Genomic DNA, 15,222 nt, shown 5'->3' with positions numbered 1-15,222 from the left:
GGGTTATAACTGAACCCAGACCATATTTTATTGCGAGTATGTTTAGAAAACGGCTATTTCACGGTAAACTAACGCCACTTCCCTTTAAGAAAGATCAGTATGGCACGCATTTTTTACTCTCTAGCATTAATTTTTATTAGCCCACTGATTGTATTTTATCTCTATATTTTACGAGGTAAAAAAAACCAAGGTTATCGTGCACACTTTAAAGAGCGCTTTGGGTTTGTCAGTAAGTCTATATTTACAAATAAAACCAAACCTTTAGTTTTTCATTGTGCTTCTGTTGGTGAGGTACTAGCCGCAACGCCGCTTATTAAAGCTCTTCAAAAAGCGCATCCAAATTTAAATATACTTATAACCTGTAATACTCCAACAGGCAGAGAGCAAATACTTAACCAGTTTAAAAATACTGTGGCGTGTAGCTACTTACCAATCGATTTTCCGTTTGCGACAGCCCGATTTTTAAAGCGTATAAAGCCAAAAGCATTATGTATTTTAGAAACAGAGCTATGGCCAAATTTAATGGCGATAAGTCACAAAAAAAATATACCGGTACTTGTTATCAATGCAAGACTCTCTGAAAAGTCGCAGCAAGGCTATCAAAAGGTCGCTAAATTAACGTATATTATTATGCGCTCAATTACAGTACTTGCGAGTCATAACAAGGCAGATGCAGAGCGTTTTATAGAGCTTGGTCTCGAAACTTCAAAAAGCCATGTAACAGGCTCTATAAAATTTGATATAACACCAAGTGACGAGCAATTAGCCAAAGTACTCAACCTTAAACAGCTTTATAACAGTAATGAAGACAATAACGATGAACGCTTTGTATGGGCAGCAGGCTCAACACATCCTGTAGAACATGAATTAGTATTGGCAGCTCACCAACAGTTACTAAAAAAGCAACCTAACGCATTACTTATAATTGCCCCACGTCACCCAGAGCAATTTGATAAAGTGGCAGAGCTTTTAACGCAAAGCCCACTTAGTTTTAGCCGTCGTAGCCAAAATAACTACAACAATGAACAAGTACTCCTTGCTGATACGCTTGGTGAGTTACAGTGTTTATATGGCGCTGCAAATGTAAGCTTTATTGGCGGCAGCTTAATTCGCAGAGGTGGGCATAACCCACTGGAATCAGCTGCATTTTCAGTAGGCGTAATAACAGGTCCACACACATATAATTTTGATCATGTTTATCCCGAGCTAATAAAGCTTAAAGGCGCTGTAGTGGTTGATAGCAACGATGAACTCGCAAAGCAGCTCATAACGTTTAGCCAAAACACAAAAGCATGCCAAACCCTAGGTATTAAAGCTGCGCAATGCGTAGCTAAAAACCAAGGTGCAATACAAAAAACACTTACCATTATTAACCAATATTTAGAGCCAAAACCGTGACCAACATAGCTATAAGCCAAACCCGCGAATGGGTGTCATCTGTTATCGTTAAATATAACTTTTGCCCGTTTGCTCGTAAAGAAGTAGAAAATAACTGTATTCATTACATCGTAAGTCCAGCAGCGAGTATGGATGATGCCGTAATGGATATGCTTGAGCAATGTGTTGAGCTTGACCGCGAACCAGAGCGCGAAACAACCCTTATCATGTTTGACAACGGCTTTAGTGATTTTGAAGACTTTTTAGACTTGGTCGATTTAGCTAATGCACTTTTAGTCGCGCAGGGGTTTGAGGGAAAGTATCAAATTGCTAACTTTCATCCTCATTACGTATTTGCCGACAGCGATGAAACTGATGCCGCAAATTACACAAATAGAGCGCCCTTTCCTACTTTGCATTTAATTCGCGAAGCAAGTATGAGCGAAGCACTTGATAGTTATAACGAGCCTGAATCTATTCCAGAGCATAATATAAACCTAGCAAGGCGTAAGGGTATTGATTTTTGGCAGCAGTTACTCGAAGGCTGTAAAAAACCGAGCGCTTAAATGCTCGGTTTTATTTTGGTTTGTAAAAACTTTGTACAAAACTTTGTGCAAAACTTTTTACAAAACAAGGCAATAACTAACGCTTATTTTTTAACCCAGTTACCATTTACTTCGACGTAATGACCACTTTGGGTTTTTTCAATTGTTTTAGCGGCAGCAAGCGCTTCTACTTGTGAAAGTGACAAGTTATTCTTTTTAGCCAGCTTTAAGTACTGCGCTTTACGCTTTGCATTTATGTCATCAACAACTGCTTTTGCTTCTGCGTTTTGTACAACAAGCCCTAAATAACCAGAGCTATCTTCACCTACAAAACCTTGGTTTTTAGCATCATCAAGGCTAATAGCCCACGCAGAGAACGACATACATACTGCACTAACTAACGTAATAATATTTAATTTTTTCTTCGTATTCATGTTTTAGCTCCTTAAAATAACTCACTGTCGTCACTAAACAAACTGTCGAGTTCTTTATCTACTTTTACGCGAATTTCGTGATCGACCTTCACATTTAAATTAATAGTAATAGGCTCTTTAGCAGACACCTCAACTCGGTGCGTACAGGCACTTAGTGCACTAATAGCACCTAGCGCGAGCAGTACTTTTATCAATAACGACTGTCTCATTATTAGTTTCCTTTTTGTGAGTATTGTTGCTCAACTTTCTGTGTAATTTCGTCACTTAAACGCAGTGCGCGTAAAAGTGTAAATACGTTTTCTTCGTGGTTATAATTAAAGTTAACTTGCTGCTGCTCTTGTTTATTATAGCCTTGTAAATTAACCCCAAGCTTTAACCAGCCATCGTTTTTTAATGCCACACTGCTATTAAGTTTTTGAATATCTAAATTAGTTAATAGCCCTAATACAGGTTGCAACTCTTGCTGTTGCTGCATCACTGAATCAAACGCGGCATTATTGGTGATTTTTAAATTACCTGTTCCTTGGCTAAATAAACTACCGTCAATTATTTCAATTTTTCCACTATCAAAATGGACAGGTAAAGACCCCGCCAAGCGCCCCGTTAATACAATGCCCGACTTATCGTCGAGTGTAACGAGTTTACTTGCATCAATGTTTTCAAACTTAACATTGGCAACTTGGTTTGGCTTCCCTATTGTGTAGGTATCTAACGAAAATTCGCCACCAAACACACTTCCTTTTACATCATTTATAAGCGCGGTATTGTTATTAACTTGCCATTGACCTTCAATCGCTTTAACTACGGCACCCGCTCTAAACTCATTTAAATTAAAGGTAGTTGGTTTTACATTAAGCTTACCTGAATTATATTCTCCACTAAACACGCTATTCAAATCACTCGCAAGGTAATCGTTATACAGTGCACTTATATGACTAATCCCCATATTGAACGATGCACTTAGTAAGTTTACATCGCCACTAATATAGCCATTAAATTCGCCCTTAGTTAGCTGTGAAAGTGGCTCAAATTGCCTAATAAACGCATTTAATGGCAGCGCACTTTGTTCAGGAATAATGACTTCAAACGGATGATCTTGCGATGACATATGATGATTTATAACTAACTCAACATCGTTTATAAACGCGTGATGCGTGGCTTTTAGTGCACGACTTTGCAAGCCTGTAGACTCTACTTTTATATTATTAAATTTTATGTCAGGGCTATTAACAGTCTTTATATTTGTTTTTGCTGTTAGATCAGCAAATAACTCACCTACGCCTAAATTAGCATTTGCTGTTAATGTGTTACTTATACCCGAGACTGTAAACTCTTTATATTCTGCGCTTTTTAATTGCTGCGTTAACGCTACCTCTGCGTTTAACTGTTTATCCATTTTTGCTGTTAAATCACCTTGGTATTGCACTGCACTTATATCAAACGCATCTACACTATTAAGTGTTAATTTAGCATTTATAAGCCCAATTGGTTTTAAGTCTATAAACTCACTTATATTAAAGTGACCACTAAGGCTAAGCCCATTCGCTGTTGCAGGAACAAACTCAGGCAAACTTTCAAGTATAACGGCGTAATCGCCTTTAATCGCAGCGCCAGATAACTGAGCATTAACGTTAATATTATTTATATCGGGTGTATTTATTTGAGCTGATAAATTTGTCTGTAAGTACTCAAGTGGAGATGTAATATTTAGTGCTGTATCGCTTATTAAAATATCAAATTGCTTATCGCCTTCACTCACCAAATTAATTACAGGTACACTGAGCTCACTACCCTCTAAGCGAATTGATTGAGGGAGTTTAAGTTGCCAATTTAAAGGAACTTGTTTGCTAACAAAGTATGCGTATTCACTTGGTGGAATTAACCCAGCACAACTTGGTGTTAGATTAATTTTGTTATTAAGCAAATCGGTATTAAACATTAATGCTTGGCTATTTAAATTAAAACGCGTCGCCAATTTACCAGTGGTTAATACGTTAATCTGGCACTGCTGATTTGTATGAGAAAACTCATACGTGTGAGCAAACTGGGAGCTAATATCGCCATTTAACTCAAGCTCTATACCGTCAAAGCTAAACGCTTGCTGAGAATTAAAATTAGCATCTGCAATTAATGTATTTTTAGTGTTTATAACTTGCTTTAAAAAAGTGTTATTAATTAAAAACTGACCACTTACTTTATTAGCAGTCAAAATTGCACTCGCGTTTATATCACCCGTAACATTAAATTGATTTAGCTCGGGTTCTAATATACTTATTTTAAGTGGCTTATTGAGCTCGTCACTTTTTACTACAAGCTGTTTAATGCTGATTAATGGGCGATTTAAGGGAAGCGCTAAATCGAGATTTTTAACAAGTTGATTAGCATTATCACTTTTAGGGAGTGTATTAACCGTTAACACTGCATTTTTAATATCTACACGCTTTGTATTTGCAGTAATACCAGTGAGTTGTAATTGTTGATTTTGGTAATTTACACACACTTTATCAGCATGAATATTTAGTTCAGGCGTAATTGAAAAATCGAGACAACTTAACGTAATGCCTGCTTTTTTAAGCTCAGGCGCTATAGCCCACTGTAATAAAGGTAAACGAAATACATAACCAAGTAGCAAGGTACTTAGCAATACAGCCCCTACAATTAAACCAACTCGCTTAAACATACTATCCTTAAATGCTTTGTGCTTTTAGCTTTTAGCTTTTAGCTTTTAGCTTTTAGCTAAAACTATACTAATCAAAAAAGGCTGCACAATGCAGCCTTTTTTATTTTACAGTAAGATTATGAATCTAACTTGTATAAACGCAAATGTAATTAACCTACGTTTTTACGTGCGTTACGGAACATACGCATCCACGGGCTATCCTCGATCCACTCATCAGGATGCCAAGAGTTGGCAACGCTTCTGAATACGCGTTCTGGATGCGGCATCATTACAGTGGCGCGACCATCAGTTGACGTAATACCTGTAATACCTTCTGGAGAACCATTAGGGTTAGCTGGGTACTGCGTTGTAGGGTTACCGTAGTTATCTACAAACTTAACCGCTACAGTGCCGCTATTAAGCGCCGCTTTAGTGGCTGCATCGTTTGCAAACTCAGCATGACCTTCACCATGAGAAACCGCTATAGGCATACGCGAGCCAGCCATTCCGTTAAAGAACACAGACGGATTTTCTTGTATTTCTACTAAACTAAAGCGTGCTTCAAAACGCTCTGATTTATTAGTTACAAAGCGCGGCCAATGTTCAGTGCCAGGGATCAACTCTTTTAATGTTGATAACATTTGGCAACCGTTACATACACCTAAGCTAAAGGTATCTTCACGGTGGAAGAAGTTCTGGAACTGATCGCGTGCCATGTCGTTAAACAAAATAGACTTAGCCCAACCTTCACCCGCACCAAGTACGTCACCGTATGAGAAACCACCACATGCCACTAAACCTTTAAATTGCTCTAGCGTTAAACGACCTTCTAAAATGTCGCTCATGTGTACATCAATGGCAGCAAAACCAGCACGATTAAACGCAGCAGCCATTTCTAAATGAGAGTTAACACCTTGCTCACGTAAAATAGCCATTTGCGGTTTAGCACCAGTTGCAATGTATGGTGCAGCTATATCTTCGTTTAAATCAAAGTTTAGCTTTACGTTTAAGCCTGGATCTTTTGCATCAAACTTTGCATCAAACTCTTGCTTAGCACACTCAGGGTTATCACGGCGTGCCTGCATTTGATACGTTGTTTCAGCCCAAATAGTGCGAAGCTCAGTACGCGTATGATTAAGTACCGTATTTTCGCCACGGTTAAATATAATCGTATCATCGCCATTAAGCGTGCCAATGTTGTGACTAATTGCTGCTATACCATATTGTTCAAACACTGCATTTACCGCATCTAAATCAGCATTTGCTACTTGGATTACGGCACCTAGCTCTTCGTTATAAAGTGCTTCAATGTCTGAACCTGTTAAAGCTGCTAAATCAACCGTTACACCGGTATGACCCGTAAACGCCATTTCAGCAACCGTGGTAAATAAACCACCGTCTGAGCGGTCATGATAAGCAAGTAACTTACTATCGGCCACAAGCGCTTGCATTGCGTTATAAAAGCCTTTTAATAACTCTGGGCTATCAACATCAGGTGTTACATCACCTAATTGCTTATAAACTTGTGCAAGGCTTGATGCGCCCATGCGGTTTTTACCCGCACCTAAATCAACTAATATAAGCGATGTGTCGCCTTTATCTGTGCGCAGTTGTGGCGTTACTGTTTTACGTACGTCGTCAACACGACCAAACGCAGTTATAACCAGTGAAAGCGGCGATGTTACTGACTTCTCTTGTGAGTCACCTTCATCTTTCCATGTCGTTTTCATTGACATAGAATCTTTACCCACTGGAATCGTTAAACCAAGCGCAGGACAAAGCTCTTCCCCTACAGCTTTAACTGCTTCATATAAACCAGCATCTTCACCTGGGTGACCCGCTGCTGCCATCCAGTTTGCCGATAACTTAATGTTTTCAAGGCTACCGATGTTTGCACAGGCAATATTAGTTAACGACTCAGCTACAGCTAAACGAGCAGATGCACCGTAATTAAGTAATGCTGCAGGAGTACGCTCACCGAGTGACATAGCTTCACCGTGGTAAGTATCATACGTTGCCGCAGTTACTGCACAGTTAGCAACAGGTACTTGCCAAGGACCGACCATTTGGTCGCGCGCTACTAAACCCGTAACTGAGCGATCGCCGATTGTTATTAGGAATGTTTTTTCTGCAATGGCTGGTAAACGCATTAAGCGCTGCGCTGCATCAGCTGCATTTATTAATGTAGTATCAAGCGCTTTACCAACAACGTGCTTTGACGTTACATCGCGGTGCATTTTAGGTGCTTTACCTAATAATACGTCCAGCGGTAAATCAACAGGATTATTTTCAAAATGGCTGTCTGACACTGTTAAGTGAGGTTCAGCGGTTGCTTCACCAATAACAGCGTACTGGGCACGTTCACGCTTACAAATTGCTTCAAAGCGGTCAAAATCCTCTACGCCAACAGCAAGTACATAGCGTTCTTGTGATTCATTACACCAAATTTCGTGTGGTGCCATGCCTGGCTCATCGTTAGGAATGCTACGTAATTGGAACTTACCACCACGTCCGCCATCGTTAACAAGCTCAGGAAACGCATTTGATAAACCGCCAGCACCTACATCGTGGATGAATGCAATTGGGTTTTCGTCACCTAGCTGCCAACATTTATCGATAACTTCTTGGCAACGACGTTCCATTTCTGGGTTTTCGCGTTGTACTGAAGCAAAATCTAAATCTTCGTTTGATTGACCTGAGGCCATGCTTGATGCAGCACCACCGCCTAAACCAATGTTCATTGCAGGTCCACCTAGCGCAATTAATTTTGCGCCAACAGGAATATCACCTTTTTGAACATGATCAGAGCGAATATTACCTAAACCACCGGCAAGCATAATGGGTTTATGATAACCACGTACTTCTTCGCCATTATGGCTTGTTACTTTTTCTTCGTAAGTACGGAAGTAGCCTAATAAGTTAGGACGACCAAACTCATTATTAAATGCAGCGCCACCTAGCGGACCTTCTGTCATTATATCAAGCGCGTTAACAATACGACTCGGCTTACCAAAATCGCTTTCCCATGGTTGCTCGTAACCTGGAATACGTAAGTTTGATACAGTAAAGCCAACTAAACCTGCTTTTGGCTTAGAGCCACGACCAGTTGCGCCTTCATCGCGAATTTCACCACCAGAGCCTGTAGCCGCACCAGAGAATGGGGCAATAGCTGTTGGGTGGTTATGCGTTTCAACTTTCATTAGTATTTCAATGTCTTCTTGATGATACGCATATTCACCTTGCGCATTTGGGAAGAAGCGACCCGCTTTTGAGCCTTTCATTACTGCCGCGTTATCTTTATACGCCGACAATACATTTTCAGGATTTAGCTCAAAGGTATTTTTAATCATTTTAAATAGCGATTTTGGCTGCTCTTTTCCATCGATTGTCCAGTCAGCATTAAATATTTTATGGCGACAATGCTCTGAGTTTGCTTGTGCAAACATAAACAATTCGATGTCGTTAGGATTACGCCCTAACTTTATAAAGTTTTCTACCAAGTAATCTATTTCGTCATCAGCAAGGGCAAAACCTTGCTCAACATTGGCTATTGCTAATGCTTTGCGTCCGCCGCCTAAAATATCAACAGACGACATTTGGCGCGGTGCATCACTGCGAAACAGTTGTGCAGCATCTTCAAGCTCACTATGCGTGGCTTCGGTCATACGGTCGTGCAATAACGCAATGACTTGTGCAAGTTGTTCTGCGTTTAAGTCACCTTCAACATAATAAGCAATACCGCGTTCAACACGGTGAACCTGTTTTAAACCACAGTTATGGGCAATATCGGTTGCTTTAGATGCCCAAGGTGAAATGGTACCTGGGCGAGGTGTAACAAGTACAAGTTTGCCAGCAGGGGTATGCTCAGCAATAGTTGGACCGTAAGTTAATAGTTTTTCAAGCTTGGTTTGCTCGGAGCTACTCAACGGCGATGTTAAGTCGGCAAAGTGAGCATACTCGGCGTATACGTTAGTGACTGGAAGTTGCGATTGTTGGCAACGCGCTAAAATTTTATTAACTCTGAACTCTGACAGTGCTGGTGCACCACGAAGGATCAACATAGGTAATTTCATCCGGGGTTAGGGATTGAACGATATTTTAGGCACGCATTATAGTCCAATTAGCATTCAGATTTAACTCAAAATTACGCTTTTCATAAAATTAACTTTTTAGCTTTATTTATAGCCTCTTTTGGTTAATAAAATAAAAGGTAAAGTGACGCGATGGCTTAGTTTTGCTATAACGGTGACTGGCGAGCTTAAGGGGCACTCAATGTTCAAAGAAAAACTAATAATAATCATTACTTTAGTTATGCTGTTATGTGCATGCGATATGCAAGAGCAGCCAACTCAACTCGCCCAAATAAAAGAACACAATAAAATACGTGTGGGTACCCTTGCAAGTGCTAGTAACTATTATCAAGCCGTTCAAGGTGAACAAGGCTTTGAATATGAGTTGTCACAAGCCTTCGCTGAATATTTAGGTGTAGAGCTTGAAATAGTGCCATTTTTTAACTTATCCGACATGTTTGAACGCCTTGAAAGCGGTGATTTAGACTTAATAGCATCAGGACTTACCTATAATAAAACCCGTGCAGAGCAATATCGCTATGGGCCAACTTACAGAACAATCAGCCAAAAGTTAGTTTATAAACAAGGGCGCGTTCGTCCTCGAGAGTTTGACGATTTAGATGGCAACTTTACTGTTATAGCTAAAAGTAGCCACTCGCTTACTCTACAAAAAATGAAGAAGAACAATCCAGATCTCACTTGGATAGAAAGCGAAGAGTTTGATGAAGAAGAACTACTTCAAGCAGTTATTGATGGCGAGATAGATTACACACTCGCTGATACGCATACGCTATCGCTGTTTCGCCGTTATCACCCAAATTTAAGCATTGGTTTTTCAGTTAGCCATAACGACCCGATTGCATGGATACTTAATAAATCTAAAGACGACTCTTTATATGCGTTGTTGGTGCCATTTTTTGGTGACGTTAAGCAAAGTAACCAGCTCTATGTACTTGAAGAAAAATACTTTGGTCACGTGCGCCAATTTAACTATGTAAATACCCTAGCCTATATAGAAGCAATTAAAGAAACCTTACCAACATACCAGCCATGGTTTGAACAGTATGCAGGTAGCCTTGACTGGCGATTATTAGCGGCACTAAGCTATCAAGAATCTATGTGGAATCCTCGCGCTAAATCACCAACAGGTGTGCGCGGCATCATGATGCTAACTCGCAGTACAGCCAAACAAGTAGGTGTTACTAACCGGTTAGAACCAGAGCAAAACATTCGTGGTGGCGCTAAATACTTAAGCAAGCTTATTAAACGTATTCCTGACCGTATCCCGCAACCCGACCGCACATGGCTTGCTTTGGCCGGATACAATGTAGGTTGGGGGCACGTTAACGACGCACGTATAATTACCGAACAGCAAGGCGCAAGCCCCGATAAGTGGGCTGATGTAAAAAAACGCTTGCCGCTACTAATTAAAAAGCGCTATTACCGTAAAACTCGCTACGGTTATTCCCGTGGCGATGTAGCTGTAAAGTATGTTGATAATATTAGAAGGTATTATGATGCACTCGTTTGGCTCGATGAAAATGATGCCATTGTTCCAGAACCAAAAGCAGATCCGGTTAATGTTATCGAACCTGTTATAGACCCTGTTTTAGAGCCAATTAACGAGAAAAGCAACGAAACTGAATCTACTACTGAACCTGAATCTGTTAAAGATTCACCTGAAAAACTAGAAGAAGTAGTAGATAAAAAAGCAGCAGAACAATCAAAAGAACTAAAAACTGATAATCGCTAATATAAATAGATGTAATCTTGTTTGTGTACTTGATAAGAGCAAAAAATAAGTAAATTAAATATCTGTTTACTTGTCATCAAATGATCACTAATGTGTATTGATTGTATATCTTTATTTTATAGGGATATGCCTGTGTCTTGCTCAATCTTACGCATTAGGAGAACACATGCTAAAACGTAGACGCACACAAAAATTAAAACGTAATGTAATTTACTCAACTGCAACACGTCGTCGTGTTATGTTGCGCAAGCTACACAAAAAAATAATCTGGCGCCGTCGCATGTTTGCTATGCAGCAAATGGAAGGTTCAGAAATCCAGCCAATCGTTAATTAGAGACTGGTAGCATCCCGAGCAGCTTTTTTAGCTGCTTTGATTTGCGCTCTTCTACGTTTAAAAAAATTTGAAATAGTATCACCGCACTTTTGTGCTAAAACACCACCACACACCTCAACTTGATGATTTAATCTAGGCTCTTGTAGTAGGTTCATTATTGAACCCGCAGATCCTGTTTTTGCATCGACTGCTCCAAACACTAAACGCTTTATTCTGCTATGCACTAACAATCCCGCACACATAGAACAAGGCTCTAATGTTACGTATAGGGTGCAATCAATTAAGCGGTAATTGTTAAGGACTTTTCCAGCTTCTCGCACAGCAATCATTTCGGCATGGGCAGATGGGTCATTATCCGTTATTGAGCGGTTATACCCGACTGAAACTAGCTGGTTATCTTTGACTACAATTGCTCCAACCGGAATTTCATCAAGCAGCTCTGCTTGCTTTGCATACAAAAGCGCTTGTTCCATCCAGTAGGAATCATCAAATGGTTCGTTCATTATTTCTACTTAAATAACCTTTTATGCTGTAATTATACCTAGTTAGCACTCTAAAGTGCGCCATTCATTACTTTATTCCAAAAATAAAACAATATTTACCCGTTTGTAATGGCTCACTCGTGCTGATTTACGCTATAATCTCACGCTTTTTTTATTTAGCTCACAACACGGGTAGCAAATGAAATTTCCTGGACGCCGCAGGCATAAACATTATTTTCCAGTGGAAGCCAAAGATCCACTTACCAATCAACTTAACGCAACAGAGCGATTACAACGTAGTTATATTACGGGTATCGATCAGATCGTTGTTGATATAGAGGCAAAAGTTGATCAAGCTTTCCTTGACGAATTTCAACTACGTAGAGGCATGTCGCAAGTTATTGATAGCGATATAACAAACGCCTTATACGATCGTTTAAAATTAAACGATATGGTTGATTTTGAGTTTGCCGGTGGAACCATTGGTAACACTATGCACAACTACTCTGTACTTGCAGATGATCGCTCAGTTTTATTAGGCGTAATGAGCGAAAATATAAAAATTGGTAGCTACGCTTACCGCTTTTTATGTAATACCTCAAGCCGTGTAGACTTAAACTACCTTCAACCAGTTGATGGACCTATAGGTCGTTGTTTTACATTAATTGATGAAACCGGTGAGCGTACTTTTGCAATAAGCGCTGGATTAATGAATTACTTACGACCTGAATCTATCGATAAAGACCTTATTGTAAATTCATCAGCATTAGTGATCAGTGCCTACCTTATGCGCACTCAAGGTAGCGAAACGATGACTGAAGCCACTATGCAAGCGGTTAAATACGCTAATGATGCAGGTGTGCCAGTTGTGCTTACACTCGGTACTAAGTTCTTAATTGAACAAGACCCTACCTGGTGGGCAAACTTTGTTGAAAAGCATGTTGATATTCTTGCTATGAACGAAGAAGAAGGTTTAGCTATTACAGGTTTTGAAGATCCCCTTTTAGCTGCCGATAAAGCACTTGATTGGGTAGACTTGGTAATTTGTACCGCTGGCGAAAAAGGCTTATTTATGGCCGGCTACGTAGACGAAAGCTTAAAGCGTGAAACCGAATACCCGTTACTACCAGGCGCTATACCTGATTTTAACCGTTACGAATTCTCACGTGCTATGCGCAAAGATGAATGTAATGAACCTATCAGAGCATATAGTCATACTGCCCCATTTATGGGTGGACCTGATTCAATCAAAAACACCAATGGTGCAGGCGATTGCGCATTAGCCGCTGTACTACATGATTTGTCAGCGAATGTTTATCATAAGCTTAATGTAGCAAACTCAGCTAAACATCAGCAACAAGCTATTACTTACTCGTCACTATCGCAAATTAGTAAATATGCTAACCGAGCTAGCTATGAAGTATTAGTTCAGCACTCTCCGCGTTTATCTCGTGGTTTACCTGAACGTGAAGATTGTTTAGAACAAGTTTATTGGGAACAATAAATAACGGTGGGAGCAATTATTGCTCCCTATCGATTTCCTAAAAAATAGAAATATCGAGCTTTTTAGATAGCAGTTCCAACGCTGCAATTCCTGCAACCGAATTACCAAACGAATTAAGCCCCGGAGAATAAACAGCTACAGTAAACTTATTTGGTAACACAGCTAAAATAGTTCCTGACACTCCCGACTTACCTGGCATGCCCACTCTGTAACCAAAATCACCCGCAGCATCATATAAACCACTCGTGAATAAAAGCGAATTAAGCTGTTTATTCTGACGACTACTTAAAACACGATTCCCCGATCGATTATCAACACCTTTATTAGCTAAAAAATTATAAGCTTTTGCTAATTCAATACAGTTAAGCTCAATAGAACAAAAGTTAAAGTAAGCCCACAAAACATCATCTACTTCGTTTTCAAAATTACCAAACGACTTCATTAAATGCGCCATCGCAGCATTTCGGTGCCTGAACTCATACTCTGAGTTAGCGACTTTTTTATCAATTACTATGCCTCTATTACCAGCTAATAATCTGAAGGTTTCGAGCATAGAATGCATTGGCGCAGATAAGCGGCTGTATAATGCATCACACGTTACAATTGCGCCTGCATTGATGAATGGGTTACGAGGTATTCCCTTTTCAAACTCAAGCTGTGTAAGCGAGTTAAAGGCTGTACCTGAGGGTTCCTTTCCGACTCTATGCCAAAGTTCATCACCATAACGCTGTAGTGCCATAGTAAGTGTCATAACTTTAGAAACGGATTGAATAGTGAAGCGTTGAGAACAATCCCCCGCACATACAGTTTCACCATCAGTTGTATAAATAGCGATAGAAAATTGTTCAGGATCAACCTCGGCAAGCGCCGGTATATAATCAGCTACTTTCCCTTGTGATAATAAAGGACGTACTTCATGTGCTATTTCATCAAGCACCTTTTGGTAATCAGCTGTAGGCAATCTAGACCTCTATATCGTCATTCATAAAAATTGGATTTTAACACGCGCTATTAAGTGCACCTAGTTTTGTTGTCGAATTTAACGGTAAGATTTTACTAAATTTAAATAGAAAAAAACGTCACATTACTGTGTCTGGTTTCTCTTAATTAAATCCTGGTAATGTCATGGTGCCCACTGAGTGGAGAGTCACAGTGCAAATGCTATGCACTCATTGTCGAGCGGAGATTTTTATGATTTTAGCGTCGGGAGTCGCTACGCTCGCCCGACCTACATGATGGGTGTTGCTGTGAGTGTGTGTTAATTGCACGTTTTCACTTTTCTGCAGACGTAAAAAAGCCCGGATCGTTAGAACCGGGCGCTCTATAATGTGAAGTCGGTGCGCTATGCAGTAGGATGTCGTAGTGCCCACAGCGGTAGAGAGTCACATAGCAAATACTACACTATTATTAATCGTATCGTCTCTTAGTATACCGAGTTTTACTAATTTCAAAAAGCAAAAAACCCGTTACATTGCTGTAACGGGTTTCTCTTAATTAAATCCTGGCAATGTCGTAGTGCCCACAGCAGTAGAGAGTCACATAGCAAATGCTACACTATTATTAATCGTGTCGTCTCTTAGCGTGCAGAGTTTTACTAATTTCAAAAAGTAAAAAACCCGTTACATTGCTGTAACGGGTTTCTCTTAATTAAATCCTGGTAATGTCGTATTGCCCACAGCGGTAGAGAGTCACATAGCAAATGCTACACTATTATTAACCGTGTCTTCTCTAAGTGCGCAATGTTTTACTAATTTAAAATAGCAAAAAACCCGTCACATTGCTGTAACGGGTTTCTCTTAATTAAATCCTGGTAATGTCCTACTTTCACATAGCAAATGCTACACTATCATCGGCGCTGTTTCGTTTCACTACTGAGTTCGGCATGGAGTCAGGTGGGTCCAAAACGCTATTGTCACCAAGAAAATTCTTTTCAATTTTCTTATTTTTAATTATTAAGATTAAAGTCCTTCGACTGAATTTGAAGCCTGGTAATGTCCTACTTTCACATAGCAAATGCTACACTATCATCGGCGCTGTTTCGTTTCACTACTGAGTTCGGCATGG

At 39.9% G+C, this 15,222-nt stretch carries 11 protein-coding genes and 1 rRNA gene; 5 read left to right on the top strand and 7 right to left on the bottom strand.

Going from position 1 to position 15,222, the window contains the following annotated elements; translation table 11 throughout:
* Positions 1–99 precede the first annotated feature (99 nt).
* Entirely contained in the window at positions 100–1,398 is a 1,299-nt protein-coding gene (gene waaA, locus GQR54_RS11485; RefSeq protein ID WP_166377735.1) for a lipid IV(A) 3-deoxy-D-manno-octulosonic acid transferase, read from the top strand.
* Positions 1,395–1,943, top strand: a complete 549-nt coding sequence (locus tag GQR54_RS11480) for a DUF1415 domain-containing protein (RefSeq protein ID WP_166377734.1) — start codon at positions 1,395–1,397, stop codon at positions 1,941–1,943. The genes waaA and GQR54_RS11480 overlap by 4 nt, the downstream gene beginning before the upstream one ends.
* A gap of 83 nt (positions 1,944–2,026) precedes the next feature.
* Here the strand turns inward: GQR54_RS11480 and GQR54_RS11475 are convergent, their stop codons facing one another.
* The 4 genes from GQR54_RS11475 to purL form a co-directional block, all read right to left on the bottom strand.
* Positions 2,027–2,356 (bottom strand): YdbL family protein, encoded by a 330-nt coding sequence (locus GQR54_RS11475; protein ID WP_007584701.1) that lies wholly within the window; start codon positions 2,354–2,356, stop codon positions 2,027–2,029.
* An 11-nt stretch (positions 2,357–2,367) separates the two neighbouring features.
* The gene (locus GQR54_RS11470; RefSeq protein WP_007584699.1) at positions 2,368–2,565 is read right to left on the bottom strand and encodes a YnbE family lipoprotein; all 198 of its coding nucleotides are present in this window, start codon (positions 2,563–2,565) and stop codon (positions 2,368–2,370) included.
* Between the two features lie 2 nt (positions 2,566–2,567).
* On the bottom strand, positions 2,568–5,036 hold the full coding sequence (locus GQR54_RS11465; RefSeq protein ID WP_166377733.1) for a YdbH domain-containing protein: 2,469 nt from the start codon (positions 5,034–5,036) through the stop codon (positions 2,568–2,570).
* Between the two features lie 149 nt (positions 5,037–5,185).
* Entirely contained in the window at positions 5,186–9,076 is a 3,891-nt protein-coding gene (purL, locus tag GQR54_RS11460) for a phosphoribosylformylglycinamidine synthase (protein WP_166377732.1), read from the bottom strand.
* 211 nt (positions 9,077–9,287) lie between these two features.
* Between purL and mltF the strand changes: the two genes are divergently transcribed.
* Positions 9,288–10,838, top strand: a complete 1,551-nt coding sequence (mltF, locus tag GQR54_RS11455; protein ID WP_166377731.1) for a membrane-bound lytic murein transglycosylase MltF — start codon at positions 9,288–9,290, stop codon at positions 10,836–10,838.
* A gap of 166 nt (positions 10,839–11,004) precedes the next feature.
* Positions 11,005–11,172 carry a hypothetical protein gene (locus tag GQR54_RS11450; RefSeq protein ID WP_166114740.1) on the top strand — a complete coding sequence of 56 codons (168 nt, stop codon included), beginning with the start codon at positions 11,005–11,007 and terminating at the stop codon, positions 11,170–11,172.
* Here GQR54_RS11450 and tadA read toward each other — a convergent pair.
* Positions 11,169–11,675 carry a tRNA adenosine(34) deaminase TadA gene (gene tadA / locus GQR54_RS11445; protein WP_166377730.1) on the bottom strand — a complete coding sequence of 169 codons (507 nt, stop codon included), beginning with the start codon at positions 11,673–11,675 and terminating at the stop codon, positions 11,169–11,171. The genes GQR54_RS11450 and tadA overlap by 4 nt on opposite strands.
* Before the next feature lie 178 nt (positions 11,676–11,853).
* Here tadA and GQR54_RS11440 point away from each other — a divergent pair, with 178 nt between their 5' ends.
* Entirely contained in the window at positions 11,854–13,158 is a 1,305-nt protein-coding gene (locus GQR54_RS11440; protein ID WP_166377729.1) for an inosine/guanosine kinase, read from the top strand.
* A 37-nt stretch (positions 13,159–13,195) separates the two neighbouring features.
* On the opposite strand, the gene glsB is transcribed toward GQR54_RS11440, so the two are convergent.
* Both glsB and rrf read right to left on the bottom strand, forming a co-directional pair.
* Positions 13,196–14,119, bottom strand: coding sequence for a glutaminase B (glsB, locus tag GQR54_RS11435; RefSeq protein WP_007584683.1), 924 nt, complete (start codon positions 14,117–14,119; stop codon positions 13,196–13,198).
* An 844-nt stretch (positions 14,120–14,963) separates the two neighbouring features.
* Positions 14,964–15,078, bottom strand: a 5S ribosomal RNA gene (gene rrf / locus GQR54_RS11430).
* Positions 15,079–15,222 lie beyond the last annotated feature (144 nt).

This window comes from Pseudoalteromonas sp. Z9A4, assembly GCF_011378845.1.
Classification (GTDB): domain Bacteria; phylum Pseudomonadota; class Gammaproteobacteria; order Enterobacterales; family Alteromonadaceae; genus Pseudoalteromonas; species Pseudoalteromonas arctica.
This window is presented reverse-complemented; position numbering and strand designations above follow the sequence as displayed.